17 protein-coding genes and 1 pseudogene are annotated in these 23,533 nt (G+C 72.9%); 8 read left to right on the top strand and 10 right to left on the bottom strand.

The genetic code is table 11. The annotated features are described in order from the left end of the window. Window positions 1-179 precede the first annotated feature (179 nt). From BN3788_RS13290 to BN3788_RS13280, 3 genes are read left to right on the top strand one after another with little or no spacing between them, the layout of a single operon-like run. Window positions 180-2,579: a glycoside hydrolase family 3 C-terminal domain-containing protein gene (locus BN3788_RS13290; protein ID WP_066586781.1), complete on the top strand. Its 2,400-nt coding sequence runs from the start codon at window positions 180-182 to the stop codon at window positions 2,577-2,579. Between the two features lie 28 nt (window positions 2,580-2,607). Continuing rightward, window positions 2,608-3,228 carry a hypothetical protein gene (locus BN3788_RS13285; RefSeq protein ID WP_066586779.1) on the top strand — a complete coding sequence of 207 codons (621 nt, stop codon included), beginning with the start codon at window positions 2,608-2,610 and terminating at the stop codon, window positions 3,226-3,228. Then, entirely contained in the window at window positions 3,225-4,244 is a 1,020-nt protein-coding gene (locus BN3788_RS13280) for a glycosyltransferase family 2 protein (RefSeq protein WP_066586777.1), read from the top strand. The genes BN3788_RS13285 and BN3788_RS13280 overlap by 4 nt, the downstream gene beginning before the upstream one ends. Before the next feature lie 42 nt (window positions 4,245-4,286). Here BN3788_RS13280 and BN3788_RS13275 read toward each other — a convergent pair whose 3' ends face one another. Then, window positions 4,287-5,012: a LytR/AlgR family response regulator transcription factor gene (locus BN3788_RS13275; RefSeq protein WP_066586774.1), complete on the bottom strand. Its 726-nt coding sequence runs from the start codon at window positions 5,010-5,012 to the stop codon at window positions 4,287-4,289. A gap of 329 nt (window positions 5,013-5,341) precedes the next feature. On the opposite strand from BN3788_RS13275, the gene BN3788_RS13270 reads away from it, so the two are divergent. From BN3788_RS13270 to BN3788_RS20250, 3 genes are all read left to right on the top strand, one after another. Further along, window positions 5,342-7,117, top strand: coding sequence for an ABC transporter ATP-binding protein/permease (locus tag BN3788_RS13270; protein ID WP_066586772.1), 1,776 nt, complete (start codon window positions 5,342-5,344; stop codon window positions 7,115-7,117). Next, entirely contained in the window at window positions 7,114-8,850 is a 1,737-nt protein-coding gene (gene cydC / locus BN3788_RS13265) for a thiol reductant ABC exporter subunit CydC (protein WP_066586771.1), read from the top strand. Before BN3788_RS13270 ends, cydC begins: the two co-directional genes overlap by 4 nt. A gap of 79 nt (window positions 8,851-8,929) precedes the next feature. After that, window positions 8,930-9,331, top strand: coding sequence for a DUF7144 family membrane protein (locus tag BN3788_RS20250; RefSeq protein ID WP_082812925.1), 402 nt, complete (start codon window positions 8,930-8,932; stop codon window positions 9,329-9,331). Window positions 9,332-9,477: 146 nt separating this feature from the next. Here BN3788_RS20250 and BN3788_RS20245 read toward each other — a convergent pair. Together BN3788_RS20245 and BN3788_RS13255 are read right to left on the bottom strand one after the other, a co-directional pair. After that, a pseudogene (locus tag BN3788_RS20245) lies at window positions 9,478-10,263 on the bottom strand (alpha/beta fold hydrolase); the annotation flags it as partial. 115 nt (window positions 10,264-10,378) lie between these two features. After that, window positions 10,379-11,236, bottom strand: coding sequence for a LysR family substrate-binding domain-containing protein (locus tag BN3788_RS13255; protein ID WP_066586768.1), 858 nt, complete (start codon window positions 11,234-11,236; stop codon window positions 10,379-10,381). Window positions 11,237-11,410: 174 nt separating this feature from the next. Here BN3788_RS13255 and BN3788_RS13250 point away from each other — a divergent pair, with 174 nt between their 5' ends. After that, complete coding sequence (locus BN3788_RS13250) at window positions 11,411-11,788, top strand: DUF5997 family protein (protein WP_199824792.1); 378 nt, start codon at window positions 11,411-11,413, stop codon at window positions 11,786-11,788. A gap of 33 nt (window positions 11,789-11,821) precedes the next feature. Here the strand turns inward: BN3788_RS13250 and trmB are convergent, their stop codons facing one another. The 7 genes from trmB to BN3788_RS13215 form a co-directional block, all read right to left on the bottom strand. Further along, window positions 11,822-12,565, bottom strand: a complete 744-nt coding sequence (gene trmB, locus BN3788_RS13245; RefSeq protein ID WP_066586764.1) for a tRNA (guanosine(46)-N7)-methyltransferase TrmB — start codon at window positions 12,563-12,565, stop codon at window positions 11,822-11,824. A gap of 46 nt (window positions 12,566-12,611) precedes the next feature. Beyond that, window positions 12,612-13,415 carry a VOC family protein gene (locus tag BN3788_RS13240; RefSeq protein WP_066586762.1) on the bottom strand — a complete coding sequence of 268 codons (804 nt, stop codon included), beginning with the start codon at window positions 13,413-13,415 and terminating at the stop codon, window positions 12,612-12,614. A 196-nt stretch (window positions 13,416-13,611) separates the two neighbouring features. After that, window positions 13,612-15,057, bottom strand: a complete 1,446-nt coding sequence (locus tag BN3788_RS13235) for a UDP-glucose dehydrogenase family protein (RefSeq protein ID WP_082812880.1) — start codon at window positions 15,055-15,057, stop codon at window positions 13,612-13,614. Between the two features lie 22 nt (window positions 15,058-15,079). Then, entirely contained in the window at window positions 15,080-16,768 is a 1,689-nt protein-coding gene (locus tag BN3788_RS13230) for a glycoside hydrolase family 26 protein (protein ID WP_199824781.1), read from the bottom strand. Further along, a complete protein-coding gene (locus tag BN3788_RS13225) occupies window positions 16,761-18,332 on the bottom strand; it encodes a glycosyltransferase family 2 protein (RefSeq protein WP_066586760.1) in 1,572 nt (523 codons plus the stop codon). Before BN3788_RS13225 ends, BN3788_RS13230 begins: the two co-directional genes overlap by 8 nt. Before the next feature lie 462 nt (window positions 18,333-18,794). Continuing rightward, entirely contained in the window at window positions 18,795-19,823 is a 1,029-nt protein-coding gene (locus tag BN3788_RS13220; RefSeq protein WP_082812879.1) for an alpha/beta hydrolase, read from the bottom strand. Window positions 19,824-20,018: 195 nt separating this feature from the next. Continuing rightward, window positions 20,019-20,717 (bottom strand): LppM family (lipo)protein, encoded by a 699-nt coding sequence (locus BN3788_RS13215; RefSeq protein WP_066586756.1) that lies wholly within the window; start codon window positions 20,715-20,717, stop codon window positions 20,019-20,021. Window positions 20,718-20,875: 158 nt separating this feature from the next. On the opposite strand from BN3788_RS13215, the gene clpB reads away from it, so the two are divergent. Further along, window positions 20,876-23,494 carry an ATP-dependent chaperone ClpB gene (clpB, locus tag BN3788_RS13210; protein WP_066586752.1) on the top strand — a complete coding sequence of 873 codons (2,619 nt, stop codon included), beginning with the start codon at window positions 20,876-20,878 and terminating at the stop codon, window positions 23,492-23,494. Window positions 23,495-23,533: the final 39 nt, after the last annotated feature.

Here is a 23,533-nt window from a genome sequence, read left to right as displayed (position 1 = left end):
CAGCAACCCCCGTCAGGCCGGTGGTGCCCCCCACCGCCGGCCTGACGAGGGCGACGCAGCCACCACCAGGAACAAGGAGCGCGCGTGCGGCTCCTCGGCGAGGACGCCACCGCGTCCGCCGATCGCGCGCGGCTCCCACCCCACGGCCGTCCGAGCCGCCACGCACGATCGAGGAAGCCATGATCGAGAACCTGACCCTGCTGGAGAAGGCCGCCCTGCTGACAGGCAAGTCGGTGTGGGAGACGTACGACCTGCCCCGGCACGGCGTGCGGTCGCTGTGGCTGGCCGACGGCCCGCATGGCGTGCGCAAGCAGGTCGGGTCCGCCGACCACCTCGGGCTGAACGCCTCCGAGCCCGCCACCTGCTTCCCCACCGCCGCTGCGGTCGCGAACAGCTGGGACGTCGAGCTCGCCGAGTCCGTCGGCATGGCGCTGGGCGCCGAGGCCGCCGCGCAGGACGTGGACGTGCTGCTCGGCCCGGGCCTCAACATCAAGCGGTCCCCGCTCGGGGGCCGGAGCTTCGAGTACTTCTCCGAGGACCCGCTGCTGGCCGGGAAGATGGCCGCCGGGTACGTCCGGGGCATCCAGTCGCAGGGCGTGGCCGCCTGCCCGAAGCACTTCGCGGCGAACTCCCAGGAGCTGCGCCGCATGGTCTCGGATTCCGTGGTGGACGAGCGGACGCTGCGGGAGGTCTACCTGACGGCGTTCGGGATCGTGGTCACCGAGGCCAAGCCCCGCACGATCATGTCCGCGTACAACCTGGTCAACGGCGTCTACGCCCATGAGGACCCGTTCCTCCTCACGCAGGTGCTGCGCGAGGAGTGGGGCTTCGACGGGGCCGTGGTCTCGGACTGGGGCGGGTCCAACGACATCGTGGCCGCCGTCGCGGCTGGCGGCACGCTCGAGATGCCCGCCGCCGGGCTGGACTCGGTGCGGCAGATCGTCGAGGCGGTCCGCTCCGGGCGCCTCGACGAGGCCGACCTGGACGCCCGTGCGGCGGAGGTGCTGCGGCTCGTCGCCGAGGCGCGCGAGCCGGGCACGGCCGACCCCGTCGACCTCGACACCCACCACGCGCTCGCGCGGTCGGTGGCGGCCCGCTCCGCGGTGCTGCTGAAGAATGACGACGCGATCCTGCCGCTGGCGGCCGGGACGCGGGTGGCGGTGATCGGGGACTTCGCCCGGACGCCGCGCTACCAGGGCTCCGGCTCGTCGGCTGTGAACCCGACCCGCCTGGACTCCGTCCTCGACGTGATCGGGGAGAGCGGGCTCGACGTCAGCGCCGTCGTCCAGGGCTTCCGGCGCGACGGCACCCCCGACCGGCCGCTGCACGACGCCGCAGTGCAGGCGGCCCGCAGCGCGGACGTCGTGCTGCTCTTCCTCGGGCTGGACGAGATCGCGGAGTCCGAGGGCCTGGACCGCTCGACCCTGTCGCTGCACCGCGTCCAGACCGAGCTGCTCACGGCCATCGCCGAGGCGAACCCCGCCACTGTGGTGGTGCTGGCCGGCGGTGGAGCGGTCGAGACGCCGTGGCTGGGCTCGGCGCGTGCCCTGGTGCACGGCTACCTCGCCGGGCAGGCCGGCGCGGGCGGTCTGCTCGACGTGCTGACCGGCGCCGTGAACCCCTCGGGCCGGCTGGCCGAGACGATGCCGCTGGCGCTGGCCGACACCCCGACGGCGGGCGGGTTCCCTGCCCTGGGCCGCAGCGCGGAGTACCGCGAGGGCCTGTACGTCGGGTACCGGTACTACACGTCCGCTGGTGTGCCGGTGGCGTTCCCGTTCGGCTTCGGCCTGTCGTACACGACGTTCGCGCACACCGGCCTGTCGGCGTCCGAGGGCTCCGCGACGGTCACCGTGACCAACACCGGCGCGGTCGCCGGCGCTGACGTGGTGCAGGTGTACGTGCGCCGGGTCTCGCCTGGCGTGCACCGCCCTGCGCGCACGCTCGCCGGGTTCGCCCGGGTCGAGCTCGAGCCTGGCGAGTCGGCGACGGTGAGCGTCCCGCTCGGCGACGCCGCGTTCCGGCACTGGGACACCGCCTCAGGCGCCTGGCAAGTGGAGCAGGGCTCCTGGGAGGTGCTCGCCGGCGCCCACGTCGACGACCTGCCGCTGGCGGTCCCGGTCGAGGTGGCCGGCACTGTGCCCGCACGGGCCGACGACGTGCCCGCCCGCTACCGCACGGGCGATGTCCGAGGCGTGCCGGACGCGGACTTCGCCGCGCTGCTGGGACGTCCCGTGCCGTCGGCCGAGTGGTCCGGGCCGCTGTCCGTGAACGACGCCCTGGACCGGATGGCGACGGCGCGCTCCCCGCTGGCGCGCCTGGCGTACCGGGTGCTGGCCTGGCGCCGGGACGTGGCCGACCGCAAGGGCGCGCCCGACCTGAACATCCTGTTCCTGCTGAACATGCCCCTGCGGGCCGTCGGGAAGATGACCGGCGGCATGGTCTCCGCGGAGATGGTCGACGGCCTGGTCCGCATCGTCAACGGGCACTTCCTCACCGGCTTCGGCGCCACCGCGCGCGCCTTCTTCCGCAACCGGCGAGCCAACCGCGCCACGCTGCGCGACCTGCGTCGCGACGCCTGATCCTGCACCACAGAAGAGAGACCTCACCATGCTCACCCGTCTGAAAGACGCCTGGGGCCGGTTCGCCACGGCGCGCCCCGGTGTCGCCCAGTTCGCTGTGTTCTTCCTGCTGAGCAACGGCATCACCGTGCTGCAGCTCGCGCTGATGCCGCTGATCAAGTGGGTCTTCGGCATGACCGCCCTGGTGGACACCGCGTTCCAGATCTGGCCCATCGGGTCCACCCCCGACGGGTCGCAGTACTTCATCTTCGATTACGCCGCGGGCGCCCTGCCGGCCGGTGGCGGCGGGCTGGCGTACTTCCTCGCCGTGCAGATCACCCTGCTGATCGCCCAGGTGATCAACTTCTTCGCGCAGCGGAACATCACCTTCAAGTCGAACTCGTCGATCACGAAGGCGGCCATCTGGTACACCATCGCGTACGTCGTGATCACCCTGATCGCCGCCGCCGCGCAGGGCCTGTACAAGACCCCGATCTACGACCTGTTCATCGACACCTGGGGCCTGGGCGGCACCGGTGAGACGCTCGCGGACTTCGTCACGATGATCATCAACTCCGCGATCTCGTTCTGGGTGTTCTTCCCGATCTTCAAGGTCATCTTCAAGCAGGTGCCCGCCGAGGCCACCCCTGAGCAGGCGCTTGCGCCATGAGCCCGGTGGTGTCCGTGGTGGTCCCCGCGTACAACGCGGAGGCCTATCTGGCGCGGGCCCTGGACTCCCTGGCCGGGTTCGGCCCGGACGTCGAGGTGCTCGTGGTCGACGACGGGTCGACGGATGGCACGGCCGCGCTCGCCCAGCAGTACGTCGACGCGCATCCGGGCGAGTTCCACCTGCTGCGCAAGGCGAACGGCGGGCACGGGTCGGCGATCAACACCGGCCTGGACCACGCCCGGGGCGAGTACCTCAAGGTCGTGGACGCGGACGACTGGGTTGACGCGGACGCGTTCGCGCGGGTGCTGGACACGTTGCGCGGGTTCGTGGCCGGTGAGCGACCGGTCGACTTGCTGGTGTCGAACTTCGTGTACGAGAAGGTCGGCAAGCGGACCAAGACCGCCGTGCGGTACGGCGGCGCGTTGCCACGCGGGCGGGAGCTCGCCTGGTCGCAGACGCGGCGGTTCGCCAAGCGGCAGTACCTGATGATGCACGCGCTGATCTACCGCACCGAGGTGCTGCGCGAGTCCGGGCTGCGGCTGCCCGAGCACACGTTCTACGTGGACTCCCTGTACGCCTTCGTGCCGTTGGCGCATGTGCGGACCCTGTACTACCTGGACGTGGACCTTTACCGGTACTTCATCGGGCGCGAGGACCAGTCCGTGCACGAGGCCGTGATGCTGCGGCGCATCGACCAGCAGCTCCGCGTCAACTGGATGATGCTCGAGCACCTGTCCAGCGCCACAGTGCACGACCGCCGCTTGCGCCGGTACCTGCTCCACTACGCGCAGATCACCACTGCGGTGTCGTCGGTCCTGCTGATCCGGGCCGGCACCCCGCAGGCCCTGGCCGAGAAGGACCGCCTGTGGGCGCGGCTGCGCGCGCAGGACCCCGCCGTGTACCGCGAGGTCCGCTGGTCCGCCCTCGGCCAGATCTGCCACCTGCCCGGCGCCGCCGGCCGCCGGGTGACAGTGCTGGCCTACCGCGTCGCCCAGCGCGCCATCGGCTTCAGCTGACGCCGCGGCCCGGCAGGCGCACTCGCGCCCGCCGGGCCGTTCTCAGCTCGCGCGCGCCCCGAAGTGGTTCGTGAGCGCCTCGACGAACGGCTTGCGGCGTGACCGGCTCACGGTGAGCTCGACGCCGTCCGACATGACGCAGCTGAACTGCCTGACCTCGGCGACGTGGCGGAGGTTGACGAGGTAGCAGCTATTGCTGCGGAAGAAGCCATGCTCTTCGCTGAGCTCGGCCTGCAGGGCCTTGAGCGTCCCCGAGAAGACGTAGCTCCGGTCGAGGCCGTGGACCTCGATCCGATGGCGGCTGCTGGCCGCGTGGACGATGTCGGTGACGCGCACGCGCGCCATGCCGCTGCTCGTCGGCAGGAGGATCACGGCGCCGGTGGTGGCCTCCCGTCGCCGGAGGAAGCGGGACATCTCGTGGGCGAGCGTGAAGTAGTCCACAGGCTTGACCAGGTAGCTCATGGCGTCGACCTCGTACCCGTGCGTGGCGTAGCCCGCGACGTGGGTGGCGAAGACGAGCGTGACGTCGTTGTCGAGCTCTCGGATGCGCCGCGCCGTCTCCAGGCCGTCCAGATGACGCATCTGCACGTCGAGGAACACGATGTCGAAGTCCGGCCGATACCTGTTCACGATGTCCTTCCCATCGGGGAAGGCGTGGATGCGGAGTCGCACGTCGTTCTCGGCTTCGAATCGGCGCAGCAGGGCGCCCAGGTGGTCCCGGTCGCCCGTGTCGTCCTCGACGATGCCGACCCGGATGATCTGCGTCATGGCTGATCGTGGCCGTCGGGGTGAGCAGCTTCTTCTGCTCGTGCGTGCATGGGGTGCTCCTCGAGTGCATCGCGGCAGTGCGACCTGTGCTCGCGAGCCAAGCAGCGCTCCTCGGCACAGGCAAATCCCCTGCCGCGCGTGGTACCGCGCAGTCCCCCCAATTGTCCGATGCCCGACAGGTTGTGCGTCAAGGACGACCGTTCGTGCGCGAGCAGTTTCACTGGCGGCCGCACCTCTTGCGCAGCCCGGTGTCCGCCACCCAGGCGCCGGGGCGCGCGGCCCAGGACCAACGTCCGAACCCTTAGGCGAGGCAACCCTAAGATTTGGGCATGGCCTCCCCGCTCACCCCCGCTCTGCCGCGCCGCGTCGTGCTGATCCCCGCCGCGCTCACGTGGGCCACCGCCGCGAGCACCACCGTGGCCTTCGTCGGCATCGGCGCCGTGCTGGACGCCGCACACTCGGGCGCGCGGCCCGGCGCGGGCGCGATGGCCACCGTCATCACCGGCCTGCTCGCCGCCGCGGTCTCCGCCTACCTCGGCTCGCACCTGAGCCTGGTCGGCGTGGGCGCGCGCGAGGGCGAGCGCCGTGACGTGCTGCTGCGCCAGCTCTTCCGGCTCGGCGTCACGTTCCGCACCCAGCAGCGGTCCGGGCGGTTCGTGTCGACGGCCACCGACGGCGTCGAGCGCGCCGCGTTCTACGAGTCGACGTTCATCGGCCCGATGATCGCGTCGCTCACCGTGCCGCTCATCGCGCTCGTGGTGCTCGGCGCCACAGTCGACTGGGTCGTCGCGGGGTGGCTCGCGCTCGCCGTGCCGGCCATCCCGGTGCTGGTGGGCGGCTTCCAGCGGGTGTTCCGCAAGGTGTCCGACGAGTACCGCGCCACGGGCCGGCGGTTCGCCGCGCAGTTCCTCGACGGCCTGCAGGGGCTGCCCACGTCGACGGCGTTCCACCGGGCCGAGGCCAAGGGCGCCGAGCTGGCCCATGCCGCCGAGCAGCTGCGCCTGCAGGTCATGCGCCTGCTGGCCGGCAACCAGCTCGTGCTGCTGATCGTCGACTCCGCGTTCTCGCTCGGCATGGTCACCGCCGCGGCGGGCCTCGCGATGGCGCGGCTGCGCGATGGCGCCATCACCCCCGGCCAGGCGGTGGCGGTGGTGCTCGTGTCCACGGTGCTGCTCGAGCCGCTCGACCGCATCGGGCAGTTCTTCTACGTGGGGATGGGCGGGCGCGCCGCGGTGCGGGAGATCGAGGGCGTGCTCTCGACGGTCCCGGACGTGGTGGACGCCGAGGGCGTCGAGGCCCCGGCCGTGAGCCTGCGCGCCCCCGCGAGGACGGCTGAGCGCGCCGCGTCCGACGATGGCGCCGCCACGTCCGCCCTGGCCCTCGAGCACGTGCGGTTCGCCTACCCGGGCGGCAACCCGGTGTTCGACGACGTCAGCCTGACCGTCCCCGTCGGCGGGCGCACCGCCCTCATCGGGCCGTCCGGATCGGGCAAGACAACCGTCACCGCGCTGCTCCAGGGCCACCTGCGTCCCACGTCCGGCACGGTGCGGGTGGCTGGCCACGACCTCGCCGGGACGCCGCTCGACTGGGCCCGCGCCCAGCTCTCGGTCGTCGCCCAGAGCACCTACCTGTTCACCGGCAGCCTCGCCGACAACCTGCGCCTGGCGGCTCCCGACGCCGACGACGACCGCCTGTGGCACGCCCTCGCCGAGGCGAACCTCGCCGACCACGTGCGCGGGCTCCCCGACGGCCTGGCCACCCGCGTCGGCGAGCGAGGGGTCAGCCTCTCGGGTGGGCAGGCGCAGCGCGTGGCCGTCGCCCGCGCGCTGCTCAAGGACGCCCCGGTGCTGGTGCTCGACGAGCCCACGTCCCAGGTGGACGCCGCGTCGGAGGCCGCCCTCGTGGAGGCGCTCGAGCGCGCCGGCCAGGGCCGCACCGTGCTTGTCGTCGCGCACCGGCTCACCACCGTGCAGGACGTGGACGAGGTGATCGTGCTGGTCGGCGGCAGGGTCGTCGAGCAGGGCCCGCCCGAGCGGCTGCGCGCGGCCGACTCGTACTACGCCCGCGCCGTCGACCTCACGAGCAACGCAGGAGCCACCCGATGAACGCCCCCGCATCCACGACGGCGCCGGCCACTCCGGCGAGCCAGCTCACCCGGAGGCAGATCTCCGCGCGGCTGGTCCGCTTCGGCCGGCCCGTGCTGGCGCCCCTCGGCCTGTCGCTGCTGTGCCGGCTCGCCGCGCAGACCCTCGGCATCGCGCTGCTCGCCCTCGGGGCGTGGGGCGTGGCCCGCATCGCCGACGACCCGACGGCGCCCATCGCGTCCGTCGTGTGGACGCTGATCGGGCTCTCGCTGCTCAAGGGCGTGCTGCGCTACCTCGAGCAGTTCGCGGGCCACTACGTCGCGTTCAAGGCGCTGACCATGCTGCGGGACGACTTCTACGCGCGGCTGGCCCCGCAGTCGCCCGCCGGCATCCTGTCCCGCCGCTCGGGCGACCTGCTGTCGCGGGCCACGAAGGACGTGGACAGGGTCGAGGTGTTCTTCGCGCACACCCTGGTGCCCGCCGTCGCGGCCGTCATCGTGCCCGTCGGGGTGCTCGCGTACCTGGCACTCGAGGTCGACCCGGTGCTCGCGCTCACCCTGGCGCCGTTCCTGGTGACCGTCGGCGCGCTGGTCCCCGGCTGGGGCCGCGAGTCGAGCGGCCGGGCCGCGATGGAGGTGCGACGGGCGCGCGGCGACGTCGCGCAGCTCGTCGCGGAGTCCATGCAGGGCGTGCGGGAGATCCTCGCGTTCGGCGCCGGGGAGCGCCGTCGCGCGCACATCGCCGCCGCCGGCGAGGAGGTCGCGGGCGGCCTGCGCGTGCTCGGCGCGTGGACGGCGCGGCGTCGCGGCGTGAACGCCGGGCTCGTCGTGGCCGGGCTGGTCGCCGTGACCCTCGTGGGGGCATTCCGGGTCGCCGACGGCGCCCTCGACTGGACGTCGCTCGTGGTGGCCTGCGCCATCGCGGCCGGGGCCTTCGCGCCGGTGCTCGCCGTCGAGGACGTCGCCCCCGACCTGGAGCAGGCGTTCACCAGCGCCCGCCGCATCTGGGAGGTCACCGACACCCCGCCGGCGACGACCTCGCCCACGCATCCGGTCCCGCTGCCCGACGGCCCGCTCGACGTCGTCTTCGAGGGTGTCGGCTTCACCTACCCGGGCGCCAAGGCAGCCGCACTCGACGGCGTCACGCTCAGCGTCCCCGCCGGATCCACCACCGCCGTCGTGGGCCCCTCGGGCTCGGGCAAGTCGACGCTCGTCCACCTGCTCACCCGCAGCTGGGACCCGTCGGCCGGGCGCGTGCTGCTGGGCGGCGTCGACGTGCGCGACCTGAGCCTGGCGGACCTGCGCCGCAGTGTCGCCGTCGTGGGGCAGAGCACCTACCTGTTCAACGACACCATCGCGGCGAACCTGCGCCTGGCCCGCCCCGACGCCACCGACGCCGAGTTGGCGGACGCCTGCCGGCGCGCGGCCCTGCACGACGCCGTCGCCGCGATGCCCGCCGGGTACGAGACGGTCGTGGGGGAGCATGGCGAGCGGCTGTCCGGCGGTCAGCGCCAGCGCGTGGCGATCGCGCGCGCCCTGCTGGCCGACGCGCCGGTGCTGGTGCTCGACGAGGCCACGAGCCAGCTCGACGTCGAGACCGAGGCCGAGATCCAGGCGGCGTTCGCCGAGGCGGCCGTCGGGCGCACCGTGCTGGTCATCGCGCACCGGCCCGGCGCCGTGCGCACTGCCGACCGCCTGGTGCGGCTGGACGCGGGCCGTGTGCGTGCCGTCGAGGAGGGCCTGCCCGTCGCCTGACGCGGGCCGTAGTCCCTGGCCCGGTTGTCGACCGGTCGGTCTGGGTTGACGATGAGGTCACCGGAGCAGGGGGGCTGCCATGGAACAGGGACGTGTCACGGCGTGGGTCGGATGGGTGTGGTTCGCGGCGGCCGTCTTGGTGACGGTCGGGCTGTTCGGGGTGATCTCCGGACTTGTGGCGGTGTTCAGCCCGGACACCGTGATCGCGTCGAATGGCGACGCCGTCGCCGTGATCGACGTCTCGACGTGGGGATGGGTCCACCTGGCGATCGGCGTGCTGATGGTGCTCGTCGGGCTGGCGCTCTTCGGCGGCGCCGCGTGGGCTCGGCTGATCGCGATCGTCTTGATCGTGTTCAACCTGCTGGCCCAGTTCGTCGCGCTGCCGGCCACGCCGTGGTGGTCGCTCGTCGCGATCATCCTGTCGATGGTGGTGCTGTGGGCGTTGATCGTGCACGGGGACGAGGCCGAGCGCGCGACGTGAGCGGCGCGTCGCCGGCGGTGAGCGTCGGCCTGCTCGCGCCCGCGACGCCCGGCCGTGGCGTGCACGGCCGGGCGCCGCGGGCAGGCGCCGCGCGTCATGACGTGGCGCCTGACCGCGGCCTTGACGACCTTTGTGACGGCGCCGGGGTCGGTGACGAGCGTCAGGTGACCTGCCTTGACGCGGGTGATCGTGGACCCGGCGCGGGTGGCCATCGACTCTTGCAGGGCCGGCAAGATGATCTGGTCCTCCGTGCCCAGCACGTACCAGCTGGGGAGCGTGGCCCAGGCGGGGACGCCCGAGGGCTCGGTCGCGGCGCTGAGCGTGATGGGCCGCTGGCCCGCCGCGAGCACTGCGGCGCGCTTGGCGGGGACCCCGGCGGCGAACACGTTCGTGTACACCGGGGTCTTGAGGTACAGGTCGACGTCGCCCTCCGGGGCGCCGGGGTAGACCACGGCGTCGAACAAGGCCTCGATGTCGAGCGGGCCGGCGGAGGTCAGCAGGCCCAGGAGCGTCTCGCCCTCGGCGGGCGCGAACGCGTTGACGTAGACGATGCCGACGACGTCCGGATCGGAGGTCGCGGCATTCGTGACGACGGCCCCGCCGTACGAGTGGGCGACGAGCAGCACCGGCCCGGTGGTGCGCTGCTGGAGGTACGCGCTGAGGTACGCGGAGTCCGCTGAGAGCCCGCGCAGCGGGTTGGGTGGCGCGACGACGGTGTAGCCGTCCCGCTGCAGCTGTGCGGTCACGGCATCCCACGACGAGGCGTCCGCCCAGGCCCCGTGCACCAGGACGATGGTGGGCTTCGCGGCGGGCGGGTGCGGACGCTGATGGGCGGAGGCGGCGGCTGTGGTCGCGAGCAGCGCGAGCGTGGCGAGGGCTGCGGCCACGAGGGTCAGGGAGCGTCGTCGGGAACGGACGGCAGGACGGGTCATCGGTGTCTCCTTCGCGGGGTGGTCCGGCGGGAGTGCCCGGTATGCGCCTTTCGCCCCGATCATCCCGTGGGGATCGCCCCGCGTCGAGGCTTCCCGCCGTGCGCCCGCGGAGCGCTCAGCGCCCGCGGCGCCCCTTGCCCCGCGCGGCGCCGCCCTTGCCCGCGCCCTTGCCCGACGCGCCGCCCCTGGCGGGCGCCCCGCCCTTGCCCGACGCCTTGCCCCTGGCGGGCGCGCCGCCCCTGGCGGGCGCCCCACCCCTGGCGGGGGTGCCGCCCTTGCCTGACGCGCCGCCCTTGCCCGACGTGTCGCGCTGGGACCCGCCATCGGTCGCCGGGGCGGCCGCCCCCGCGCCCCGCCCGCGCGAGCTGTTCACGGTGCGGCCCCGCACGATCCCCACGAGCTCCTCGACCAGGTCGGTGGTGCGGTCCTCGACCCAGGCGAGCGCCACCGACGAGGTCGGCGCCTCGGGGACCGGCCGGTACGTGACATCGCGCCGGTGGTGCAGCCGCGCGAGCGACTGCGGCGCCACGAGGACGCCCACCCCGGCGGCGACGAGCGCCACAGCGTCGGCGGTCGTCGCGGGGGCCTCGACGTCCAGGCGTGTGCCCGGCGCGTCACGCCAGCCGAGCGTGTCGTCGAGTGGCACCACGAGCAGCTCCTCCGCGAGGTCGGCGAGCGTGACCTCCTCGGCGGCGGTGAGCAGGTGGTCGCGCGGGACGATGACCACTGACGTCTCGGTGTACAGCGGGATGGCGCTCAGGCCGGCCCGGTCGATCGGCAGGCGCACCAGCGCGGCGTCGGCGCGGCCCTCGTGGAGCGCCCTGGCCTGGTCCTCGACCTCGGCGTGGACCAGCTCGAGCCGGACGTCCGGGAGCCGCTCCTTCCACACCCGCACCCACTTCGCGGGGGTGGCGCCGGGGACCACAAGCAGCCGGAACGTCCCCTCGGTCTCGCTCGAGCCGTGCTCGTCCACCCGCTGCCTCCGGTTCCGCGACCGGCAGTCGGTCGGCGTCGTGCCCGACGTCGTCCGACGCGCGCGCTCGGGCCAGGTTACCGGCGGGCTCTGGCGATGACGTCTGGCGATGACGCCGTGGGCCCCTGCGCTCGTTACCCTGGTGGCGTGAGCGCGCCCCGGAAGACCCAGACCATGAAGCCCTCGACTGCGGCGCAGAAGCTCGAGGTGTACCTGCCGGCGACGCCCGCCGAGTTCCAGGAGCACGACATCTCGCGCGAGGAGCTGCAGGAGCTGCAGCGCACGCCCCCGCAGTGGCTCGTCGACCTGCGCAAGAACGGCCCGCACCCGCGCGGCGTCGTGGCGGCCCGCTTGCGCGTGTCCATCAGCGCCCTCGGCCGGCACGGCCTGACCGATCCCCTCACCACTGAGGAGATCGACGAGATCATCCAGAACCCGCCGGAGTGGCTGTCGCGCGAGCGTGCCGTCCAGGCCGAGGTGAAGCGCGAGGAGCGGCGCCTCAAGGAGCGCGACGCCGCCCGTCGCGCCGGCGAGGACAGCCCGCAGGCCTGACGCCTCCAGCGCTGGGCGCGGCAGTTGCCGGGCTCAGCGCACGCGGCGGACCACCAGGTCGCGCACCTCGTGGCCGAGCCGCAGCCCCCGGCGCTCGAACTTCGTCACCGGGCGGTGCTCGGGACGGGGCGCGAAGCCGCCCGACGAGTTCTCCAGGCCCGGATCGGCGTCGAGGACCTCGAGCATCGACTCGGCGTACTCCACCCAGTCGGTGGCGCAGTGCAGGGTCCCGCCCAGCACGAGCCGCGAGCGCAGCAGCGCGACGTGATCGGACTGGATGATCCGGCGCTTGTGATGCCGGGCCTTGGGCCACGGGTCGGGGAAGAACACGTGCACGGCGTCGAGGCTCTGCTCCGGCAGGCGGCGCCGCACCAGGTCGAGCGCGTCGCCATGCGCGACCCGCACGTTACGCAGCCCACGGGTCTCCACGAGCCCGAGCAGGTGCGCGATCCCGGGCAGGTGGGCCTCGACGGCCAGGTAGTCGCGGTCGGGGTCGGCGGCGGCCATCTCGGCGGTGGTCTCGCCCATCCCGGAGCCGATCTCCAGCACCAGCGGCGCCGTCCGCCCGAACAGCGCCGGCACGTCGAGCAGGCCCTCGGGCGTGCTCGGCATCGGGCCCTGCTCGGAGTCGTGCACCGAGAAGCCCAGCAGCGGCCACAGCCTGGCCAGCGCGTCCTCGCGGCCGGGGCCGAGCTGGCTGCGGCGCGGGTGGAACGTGCGCACCGGCTCGTGGGCGGAGACGGAGCTGTGCCGGAACGCGGCAGACGGGAGGGTCACGGTCGCCCAGCCTACGGACCCGGCCTGGGCGCCCGGCGCGGCGTCGTCAGCGGGTGAGCGGGGGAGTGGGCTCCTCCTCGGTGGACATCAGCGCGAACGTCTCCCCGAACGGCCCCCGGATGACCGCCATCCGCCCGTAGGCGCTGTCGGCCGCCGGGCTGGCGACCTCGCCGCCGAGCCGCGTGGCCAGGTCGACCGAGGCGTCAGTGTCGGCCACCGCGAAGTAGGTGGTCCAGGACGTCGGGACGTCCTGCGCGGTGTCGGCGGGGATGCCGCCCATGCCGCCGGCGATGTGCCCGCTGATCTCCAGCGTGTTGTAGGTGAAGCCCGGCCCGCTCATGTCGCCGAACACGTAGTCGAAGAGCTGGCCGTAGAACTCGCGCGCGGCCGGGACGTCCCGGGTCATGATCTCGTTCCACACGACGGTGCCGGGCTCGTTCACCACGTCGGCGCCGGTGTGGCCGCCGGACTGCCACAGCCCGAAGACGGCGCCCGTCGGGTCGGCCAGGATCGCCATGACGCGCTCGACGCCGCGCTCGTCGAGGTGCGCCACCTCTTCGACGACCTGCCCACCGTGCGCCACGCACCTCTCGACTGCCGCGTCGATGTCATCGGTGGCCAGGTACGTCGTCCACTGTGCTGGCGCCGAACCCGGCGGGAGCGTGCTGAAGGCCGCCGCCCGCCGACCCCCGCGCAGGCACGTCGTGTAATACGCGGCGCCGCGCCCAGCCTCCTCGAAATCCCAGCCGAACAGCTTCCCGTAGAACCGCCGCGCCGCCTGCCGGTCGGGGACCCGCAGGTCCACCCACGCCGGGACGCCCTCGGGCCAGCGCGCCTCTCTGGTGCTCATCCCAGACCCCCCTGGTGAGACGGGCCCGTCAGACGCCGGGCCACCGTGCCATCACACACCGGCGCCGGGGACTCCACCACTGGTCCCGGCCTGCCGCTGCGGCGCGCCGGTCCCGGGCATGGGCAGACCCCGGGAGTCAGGTTCCCGGGGTCTGCCCTGCGGGGCGTCAGGGGATTCGCCCCGCCCGCAGGAGGTCTCAGGCGGCAGCGCGCCCCAGGCCTCGGAAGTCCCATCCGGCGTCACGCCACGTGCGCGCGTCGAGCTTGCCGCGCGCGTCGATGACCCGCGGGGAGATGGTGAGCTGGGCCAGGTGCGCGGCGTCGGCCACCAGGAACTGGTCCCACTCCGTCAGCACGAGCACCACGTCGGTGCCCTCCACGGCCTCGTCGATCGACGTGGCGTAGCTCAGCGTCGGGAAGCTCGCCCGCGCCGTGTCGCCCGCCTCGGGGTCGAACACGGTCACGTGGGCGCCGCGCAGGTGCAGGGCGGCCGCCACGTTCAGCGCCGGGGAGTCCCGCACATCGTCGGTGAGCGGCTTGAAGGCCGCGCCGAGCACGCCGATCCGCCGGTTCAGCACGGAGCCGCCGCAGGCGTCGATGGCCAGGTCCAGGACCCGCTCGCGCTGGCCCATGTTGATCTCGTCGACCTGCTGCAGCAGCGACGCGGCGCGGTGCGCGCCGAGCTCGGTGGACCGGTGCATGAGCGCGCGGATGTCCTTGGGCAGGCATCCGCCCCCGAAGCCGAGGCCCGCGTCGAGGAACTGGCGCCCGATGCGCACGTCGTGGCCCAGGGCGTCCGCGAGCACCGTCACGTCGGCCCCGGCGGCCTCGCACACCGCGGAGATCGCGTTGATGAACGAGATCTTCGTGGCGAGGAACGCGTTGGCGCTGACCTTGACGAGCTCTGCGGTGGGCAGGTCGGTGGTCACCACGGGCGTGCCCTCGGCGATCGGCGTCGCGTACACCTGGCGCAGCAGCGCCTCCGCGGGGGCCGACGCGCCGCCGATGACGATCCGGTCGGGGTGCAGCGTGTCGCCCACGGCCTTGCCCTCGCGCAGGAACTCCGGGTTCCACACCAGCTCGACGTGCACGCCGGCCGGGATGCGCGCCGCGATCATGCCGCGCAGGCGCTCGGCGGTGCCCACGGGCACTGTGGACTTGCCGACGATCAGCGCGTCCTTCGTCACGTTCTCGGCGATCCCGCGGGTGGCCGCCTCGACGAACCGCAGATCGGCCGCGTGGCTGGTCTTCTGCTGGGGCGTGCCCACGCAGACGAAGTGGACGTCGGCCCAGGCCGCCGCCTCCGCGAGGTCGGTGGTGAACCGCAGGCGGTCGGTCAGCAGGTGCTTCTCGAGCAGCTCGTCGAGCCCAGGCTCGAAGAACGGCACCTTGCCGGCGGCCAGCGCGTCGACCTTGTGCTTGTCGGTGTCGGCGCCGATCACCTCGAAGCCGAGCTCGGCCATCGCCACGGCGTGCGTGGCCCCCAGGTACCCGGTGCCGAAGACGGCGATGCGGATGTCCTTCGGGTCGCGGTCCGCCAGCGCCAGGCCGTCGGCCTGCTCCCAGGCGCTGGCCCGGTCGACGGCGTCGCCGTGCTCCTCGTCGGAGCCGTCCAGCAGGGTCAGGTCGTGGTGGTCACTCATGAGGGCTCCTCGGTGCGGGAAGTCACGGCGGCCGGGGGGGGGCAGGGGTGGTGGGGGACGGGGTGGGGCTGACCGTCGGCGTGGCGGCGGCGGTGGGGGTGGGAGTGGCGAACGGCGAGGGGGTGGGCTCTGCCACCGGGCCGACGCTGAGTGGCGCGACGTCGGGAGTGAGCGAGTCCTCGGGATCCGTGCCCTCGTCGGGCGCCGGGGCGCCCAGCGGCGTGCCGCCGAACCCGTTGGCCGGGTTGTTGAGCCCGGTGACGAACTCCGCCAGGGAGTTGCGGCGTGAGTCGACCCGCCAGTCGTTGGTGATGAGCTGGCCGTCGGAGTACGTCGAGACGGCCATGTTGAACCAGGCGAACCCGATGATGTCCGCGTTCTCCGGCCGGGCGAAGCCCTGGAAGAACGAGCGCACCCACGTGGGCTTCTGGCCGCCGATCTCCGACGCGCCGACCTCGGAGAGCAGGATCGGCCTGTCCGTCAGCGCCCGGACCTGGCGGAGCGTCCGGTCGTACGTGTACTGGAAGGTGTGGTTGTTGTCGACCTTGTACGGCGGGCGGTAGTAACCCGAGACGCCCACCCAGTCGACGTAGGCGTCGCCGGGGTAGAGGCTCGCGAGGTTCTGCTGGCTCTGCAGCGCGGCCGGCAGGTTGTTCACGATGTTCGGGGACCACACCCAGATGACGTGCTCGTTCGCGCCCTCGGCCTCGAAGATGTCGTGCACGTGGCGCCACATCGCGATGTAGTCGCCGGGGCGGTTGCTGTTGATCGAGTCGCCGGAGCCGGTCCGCTCGGACCACGGGTACCAGACGCCGTTCATCTCGTGGTCCAGGCGGATGGCCATCGGCAGCCCGAGGGCCGCGACGTCCCGGGCGTACTGGCGCAGGTAGTCGTCGTAGCGGCCCGGCACCCCGGCCTCGGGGTCCCCGATGATGATCGGCAGCGTGTGGTCGGGCTCGACGATGACGTCATTGCCCGACGTGCTGGGCCGTGACTCCCAGGTGAGCATCGGCAGCATCCCGCGCTCCCAGGACCGGACCACCGCGTCGGAGCGGAACGGCTTGTCCCAGCCGCTGAACCAGCCGACCAGGCTTGGGGTGCGGGCCACCTTGGCCGCCGCGTCGTCGAGCGTCGACCAGCTGAACGGCGCCTGCGCGGTGTACATCCCGAAGTAGCGCTGCGCGGGGTCGAGCAGCTCGCCCTTGGACGGCGCCGTCGGCTTGGTGTCGACGGGCGCCGCCGGGCCGGCGGGCTGAGTCGGGTTCGAGGGGTTCGCGGAGCCGGACGAGCCGGTGCGGGCCGTGGTGCGCCCGGTCGAGCTCGTGGACTTCTTCGTGGTGGTCGAGCCTGCGGCGGCCTCCTCGGCAGCCTGCGCGGCGGCACGCTCCTCCTCGCCCTTCACGCGGGCGGACTGCTCCTTGTCGAGCGCCTCGCGCAGCGATCCGGCCTGGGCGCGACTGCTCTGCAGCTCGTCGCGCATCGCGGCGTTCTCGCGGGCGAGTCGCAGCTCCTCCGCGGAGCGCGGCTCGGCGGCCTCGGCGACGCCGCGCAGCGACTCCACGGCGGGGGTGCTCCAGACGAGCCCGGTGACGAGGGCCAGCGAGCCCACGAGGGCGACGGTGGAGAGCGCGGCCCGGCGGGTCATGCGCCCGCCGCGCGGCGCCCACCAGGCGCGGCCCGAGGCGGGAGGGGGGAGGGGACGGTCAGACATAGAGCAGTGCCTCCAGGCTGAGCACGATCGCGGCGATCGCGTAGGGGATGGCGGCCTTCGGATTGCGCCGACGGCGGGCGCGGTCGGCGCCGGGGAGCACCTGCACCGGCGCCGCGGCCGGCGGGTGCTGGACGGTGGTGCGGGTGACCCGGCGCTCGCGGACGGCGACCCGGGTGGGGCTGTGCATGCCGTCGGCCCCGCTGAGCTCGAGCTGGGCGAGCTCGGCCATCAGGTCGTCGTCATGCGCCGGGCGCTGGTCGGGCACCAGCGGCTCCGGCCGATCGGGACGGGGGGCGTCGGGCGCAGGGGCGGGGTCCCCACCGGCGTAGGCGCCGGCACGGGTGCCCCAGCCGCTCGCGTGGGCCATCCGCAGGAACCCGAGCAGGCGCACCGGCATCAGGAAGAACGTGGAGACGATGATGAACATCGGCAGCCGGAAGAAGTCGGACGGCACCTCCTGCAGGTGCCGGATCTGCCGCACCGCCATCGACAGCACCGTGGACACGAGCATCAGCGCCACGACCCACAGCCAGCCGCTGCGGGCGCCATACGTCTCGAGGATCGCCTGGTAGAGGTTGACCCCGGTGCCGCTGATCGCGCGGTAGGCCCAGCCGAGCAGCGTGCCGATGAGCAGGAACGGCAGCAGGATGTCGGCGAGGAAGAAGACCGCCAGCACGGGGGCGTGGCCCAGCATCCAGGGCAGCATGCGCAGGGTGTTGTACTGGCTGCCGCGGGCCCAGCGGAGCTGCTGCTTGAACAGCTTCTTGATCTCCAGCGGGGCATCCGTGTAGACGAGGCTCGTGTGCTGGTAGACGGTGCGGTAGCCCTGCTTCAGCGTGAGGTTCGTCAGGGTGCGGTCGTCGGAGACCTCGAGGAAGACGCCCATGAACTTCTGGTTCATGAAGTCGTCCATGGCCCGGATGAGGATCTCCCGGCGGAACGCGATGGTGCGGCCGGGCAGGCAGCCGACCTGGCCCAGCACGGACTGCGCGGGCATGGAGTACAGCGACCGGGAGTTCTCGAGCCAGTCCGCCCAGCGGGTGATCCAGGACCGGGTCGGCTCCAGGATCCGCTGCCGGGTGGTGACGCCGCCGATGCTGGAGTCGGCGAACGGCTTGACGAGCTCGGGCAGCGTCCCCTCGGTCCAGATGGTGTCGGAGTCGAGCAGCACGGTGATCTCGTGCCGCGACATCTCGGTGCCGATCTTCACCGCGTTCCGCTTTCCGGGTATGGGTGTGTGCACCCATTGGACGAGCGGCGCGAACTCCTCACAAACAGCCACCAGGCCGGGGTTGGGCGCGCCATTGATGACGACGATCACCTCGTCGGGTGATTGCTCGGTCACGCGGCCCAGGACTTCTCGGAAGAGGTCGAGCGGCTCGTCCACGACGGGCACGATGACGCTGGTGCGCGCGAGGTGCTCGGCGGTGAAGGGCCGGTAGCGGCGCGAGAGCACCACCTTGAGGAGCCACAGCAGCCACACCAGGCCCGAGAAGACGGCGAAGAGGTAGAGCTCGCTGTTGTCGTCGAGCATGTGGCGGACCTGGAGCAGGAAGATGAACATCGCGCTGACCTCGAGTGACGTCGTCGTTCTGGCGGGGAGCGCGCTCGGCGTCGATGGCGAGGCGGGTGGACGGGGATCGTCGGACCAGGCGCACCGACGTGGTCGTCGGGCATGCTCGACTGGCGCTCGGGGTGGTCTCCCGGAGCGCCTGACCGGTGGGTGCGGCTGTGGCGATGCCTACCGGTTGGTCCGGTTCGGCGTGATCCACACACTGGCCGCTCAAGCCCGAAGAATGCAACCTCCGCTCATGGGGGAGGGGCGTTTCCGGGTCATTTCTGGGGGTCAATCTGGGCCGGATGTCCGCTATTGCAATATCTTGGCGCGCGACTCAGGCGCCGCACATGAGAACATTCTCATTGACGGACGAACGTCCAGGACAGGCGTCCTGAACGCATGTCCATGAATAGCACCAGAACAATTTGCGCCAATGCAATTGATGTGCTGGAGGGATTGCCCCAGGGCTCAGCGGGGCAGGCGGGCGTCCAGCCAGTCGAGCGCCTCGCGGAGGTACCGGGTGCGCGCCGGCTCCGCCGACAGCGCGAGGTCGTGGGTGCCGCCCGGCACCTCGACGAAGGCCACGTCGGGCCCCAGGCCGACCGATCGCGCCGCGATCTGGGCGACGTCCAGCACCGAGTCGGTCGACAGCAGCGCGTCATGCCACCGGTCGTCCGGGCCCGACGCGTCCGAGGCGAGCACCAGCACCGGGCAGGCGATCCCCAGCCCGCGCGCGACCCTCGCATGCCCCCGCCGCACCGTCCGCAGCCACCCCGCGCGCACCGGGAACCCCGCATGCGGCTTCCATGCGAGGTTGTAGTCCCACTCGCCCCCCGTGCCCACATGCAGCGCGGGGCCGTAGTGGCCGCCCAGCCTGCCCACCTTCAGCCGCGGCGCGAACTGGCCGACCACGTCGATCAGCGGCGTCGCCACGACGCGCTCGAGCCACGACCCCCGCAGGTCCAGCCAGGGGCTGTTCAGCACCACGGCGTCGACCACGCCTGCGTCGCGCCGGGCATCGGCCCAGAGTGCCGCGATCAGCCCGCCCGTGGAATGGCCCATCAGCACGATCTCGTCGTGGCTGGCGAGCAGCACCCGCGCCGCCGCGTCCAGCTCCTCGCAGTACATCGACAGGTCGGTCACGTAGTTCGGCTCCTGCCACGGGAGCAGCGAGCGGCCGTAGCCACGCAGGTCCAAGGCGTAGAAGTCGTCACCGTGCGCGGCGAACGCGTCCCCGACATGGCGCTGGAAGAAGTAGTCGACGAAGCCATGCACGTACAGCACCGCGCGCCGCGACGGCGGGGCGCCCGGGTCCGGGACGCGGTGCACCAGCGTCGCGACGGGCGTGCCGCCGGCCTCGGGCCGAAGCCGCAGCGTCTGCGCGGTCCAGCCGTCGCCGAGCACGTCCGGCACGGGCGAGGTCCCGTCAGCGGCGAGCGCGTCGTCGGGCACGGTGTGATCGGGCACGGCGTGATCGGGCGCGGCGCGGTCGGACATGGCGTGATCGTGCCACGGGGCCGACGCGCCGTCTTGCGGGGCGAGGTCGGACCCCTGCCAGGCGCTGGCATTGCGGTCCGCCCGGCCCGGGCTGAGGCTGGACAGTGAGTCCGCTGAGCTCGGGGGGTGGCGCCAGGTGGCGGCAGGGCAGCCGGATCGAGGGGTGTCGCGGGGGATGGCCCGGGCGAGCCGGTGTCAGTCCGCGACCGTGACGTCGCGCGCGCCAGGTCGGCGCGCGCGGGCCGCGACGATGGCGCCGAGCACCGCGAGGACCACGACCCCGCCGGCCAGCCAGATCCACTGCGGGGTGGACGCGGGCGCGGCGGCGCCCTCGATGGCCGAGCCCTGCGCGGACAGGGTCAGGCGGTCGCCGCGCACGGCGTGCCATGTGACGGTGCGCCCGTCGAGCTCGCCGTTGTGGTCGACGACGGCCCCCGGGAACGTGATGGACACCCGGACGTCCAGGTCGTCGAGGTCGGCGGCGTCGGCCTGGCCGGTGGACGCCCCGATCATCTCCTCGGAGACGTCGATCGCGCCCGAGACGACGAAGGAGTCGCCGTCGCGGGTGATCTCCACCGAGGAGCCATCGCTGCCGAACGTGTCCAGTGGCGCGTTCTCGACGGTGACGCGTTTGCCCGCGTACCCGTCCTCGGTGAACGACTCCACCGTCGCGCCCGGCAGGTCGCCTGACAGTGCGGGGAGCTGGAGCGACTCCACCAGGTCCTCGGCGGCGACGCCGGAGCGCTCGGCGAAGCCCTCCGAGACGGCGAAGGTCAGCGACCCGCTCTGCGTGTCGTCGGGGTGCAGCGTGGTCGCGAGGTCGACCCGCACGCACCCGGCCAGGCCGAGTGTCACGAGGGCCACGAGCGCGACGGCAGTGGTGCGTCGAGGCATGGGGGACACCCTGGCGCCCGGACGACTCGTGCGGAAGGGGTAAACCGGACCTCGCCCAGCCCTGCAGTGTTGAGCCGAGTAGGCTCAACTCCAGTTGAAAGACCCGCGGGGAAGCCCCGCAGGCCGACCGCACCAGCTCTTGTGGCACCGGAGGAACGATGGACGCGAAGTTCACCACCAAGGCGCAGGAGGCGCTGGGCGACGCCATCCAGCAGGCGTCCGCCGCAGGCAACCCGCAGCTCGAGCCCGCCCACGTGCTCAACGCGCTGCTCACCCAGGAGGGGGGTGTCGCGAACGCACTGCTCGACGCCGTGGGCGCGGACCGCACGGCACTCGGCCGCTCCGTGCGCGCCATCCTGGTCGGGCTGCCAGCCGCCACCGGCACTGCCGTGGCCCAGCCCACCGCGTCCCGCGCCACCGCCGCCGCCCTCGAGGCCGCGCAGGCGGAGGCGCGCTCCCTGGGCGACGAGTACGTCTCCACCGAGCATCTGCTGATCGGCATCGCCGCAGGCCAGAGTGGCATCGCAGACGCCCTCCGGTCCCAGGGGGCCTCACGGGAGGCGCTCGTCGCCACCCTGCCCACCGTGCGCGGCACCGGGCGGGTCACAAGCCCCAACCCGGAGGGCACGTTCAAGGCGCTGGAGCAGTACGGCAACGACCTGACGGAGGCCGCGCGCGACGGCAAGCTCGACCCGGTGATCGGCCGCGACTCCGAGATCCGCCGCGTGGTGCAGGTGCTGTCCCGGCGCACCAAGAACAACCCCGTGCTGATCGGGGAGCCCGGCGTCGGCAAGACGGCAGTGGTCGAGGGCCTCGCCCAGCGCATCGTCGCGGGGGACGTGCCCGAGTCGCTGCGCGGCAAGCGGCTCATCGCGCTGGACCTCGGGGCCATGGTCGCGGGCGCCAAGTACCGCGGCGAGTTCGAGGAGCGGCTCAAGGCTGTGCTGGAGGAGATCAAGAACTCCGACGGCGAGGTCATCACCTTCATCGACGAACTGCACACCGTCGTCGGCGCCGGGGCCTCCGAGGGCTCGATGGACGCCGGGAACATGCTCAAGCCGATGCTCGCGCGCGGCGAGCTGCGCATGGTCGGGGCCACGACGCTCGACGAGTACCGCGAGCACATCGAGAAGGACCCCGCGCTGGAGCGCCGCTTCCAGCAGGTCTTCGTCGGGGAGCCGAGCGTCGAGGACGCCATCGCGATCCTGCGCGGGCTCAAGGAGCGCTACGAGGCGCACCACAAGGTCACGATCTCCGACGCCGCGCTGGTGGCCGCCGCCACGCTCTCCGACCGGTACATCCCCGGGCGCCAGCTCCCCGACAAGGCCATCGACCTGGTCGACGAGGCGGCCAGCCGCCTGCGGATGGAGCTCGACTCCTCGCCCGTCGAGATCGACGTGCTCCGGCGCGCGGTGGACCGGCTCACCATGGAGGAGCTCGCCCTCGAGAACGCCGACGACGACGCGTCCCGCGAGCGACTGGAGAAGATCCGCGCGGACCTCGCCGACCGCCGCGAGGAGCTCGCCGGGCTCACCGCGCGGTGGGAGAAGGAGAAGGCCGGCCACAACATGGTCGGCGACCTCAAGGCGCGGCTCGACGAGCTGCGCGGCGCCGCCGAGCGGGCCGAGCGCGAGGGCGACCTCGCCGCGGCGGGCCGCATCCTCTACGGCGAGATCCCGGCCGTGCAGAAGGAGATCGAGGAGGCCGAGCGCCACGAGCAGGAGGTCGGCGAAGAGGACGCGGCTGGCCCCGCGCCCGCGCCGATGATCGCCGAGAAGGTGGGGCCGGACGAGGTCGCCGAGGTCGTCTCCGCGTGGACGGGCATCCCCGCCGGGCGGCTGCTCGAGGGCGAGAGCGCCAAGCTCATGCGGATGGAGGACGTGCTGGGCGGCCGGATCATCGGGCAGAAGCAGGCCGTCGCCGCCGTGTCCGACGCGGTGCGCCGTGCCCGTGCCGGCGTCTCCGACCCCGACCGGCCCACCGGCTCCTTCCTGTTCCTGGGCCCCACCGGCGTCGGCAAGACCGAGCTTGCCAAGGCGCTCGCGGACTTCCTGTTCGACGACGAGCGCGCGATGGTGCGCATCGACATGTCGGAGTACTCCGAGAAGCACTCGGTGGCCCGGCTCGTCGGGGCGCCCCCCGGCTACGTCGGCTACGAGGAGGGCGGCCAGCTCACCGAGGCGATCCGGCGCCGGCCCTACTCCGTGGTGCTGCTCGACGAGGTGGAGAAGGCCAACCCGGAGATCTTCGACATCCTGCTGCAGGTGCTCGACGACGGCCGGCTGACTGACGGCCAGGGCCGCACCGTCGACTTCCGCAACGTCATCCTCATCCTCACCTCGAACCTGGGCTCGCAGTTCCTCGCCGATCAGACCCTCGACGAGGCGGCCAAGGAGGAGGCCGTGATGACGGCGGTGCGCTCCGCGTTCAAGCCGGAGTTCCTCAACCGCCTCGACGACGTGGTGCTGTTCCACACGCTGAGCCTGGAGGACATCGGGCAGATCGTGGACCTGCAGGTCGCGAACCTCGCCAAGCGGCTGTCCGACCGGCGCCTGGTGCTCGACGTGACCCCCGCCGCGAAGGAGTGGCTGGCCATCGAGGGCTTCGACCCGGCCTACGGCGCCCGGCCGCTGCGCCGGCTCGTGCAGAAGGAGATCGGCGACCAGCTCGCGCGGCTGCTGCTGTCCGGGCAGGCCCACGACGGCGACACGATCCTCGTCGACCGCCCCTCGGCCGAGGACCGTGGGCTGACGCTCACCGCACGCGGCGCCGCCTGACCCGCGATCCGGCCCCGCCGGGCGCGCATCTGCCGCGCG

The sequence above is a fragment of the Cellulomonas timonensis genome (assembly GCF_900046455.1).
GTDB classification, from domain to species: Bacteria; Actinomycetota; Actinomycetes; order Actinomycetales; family Cellulomonadaceae; genus Cellulomonas_A; species Cellulomonas_A timonensis.
The sequence above is the reverse complement of the archived record's forward strand: the minus strand, read 5'-3'. Positions and strand labels throughout refer to the sequence as shown.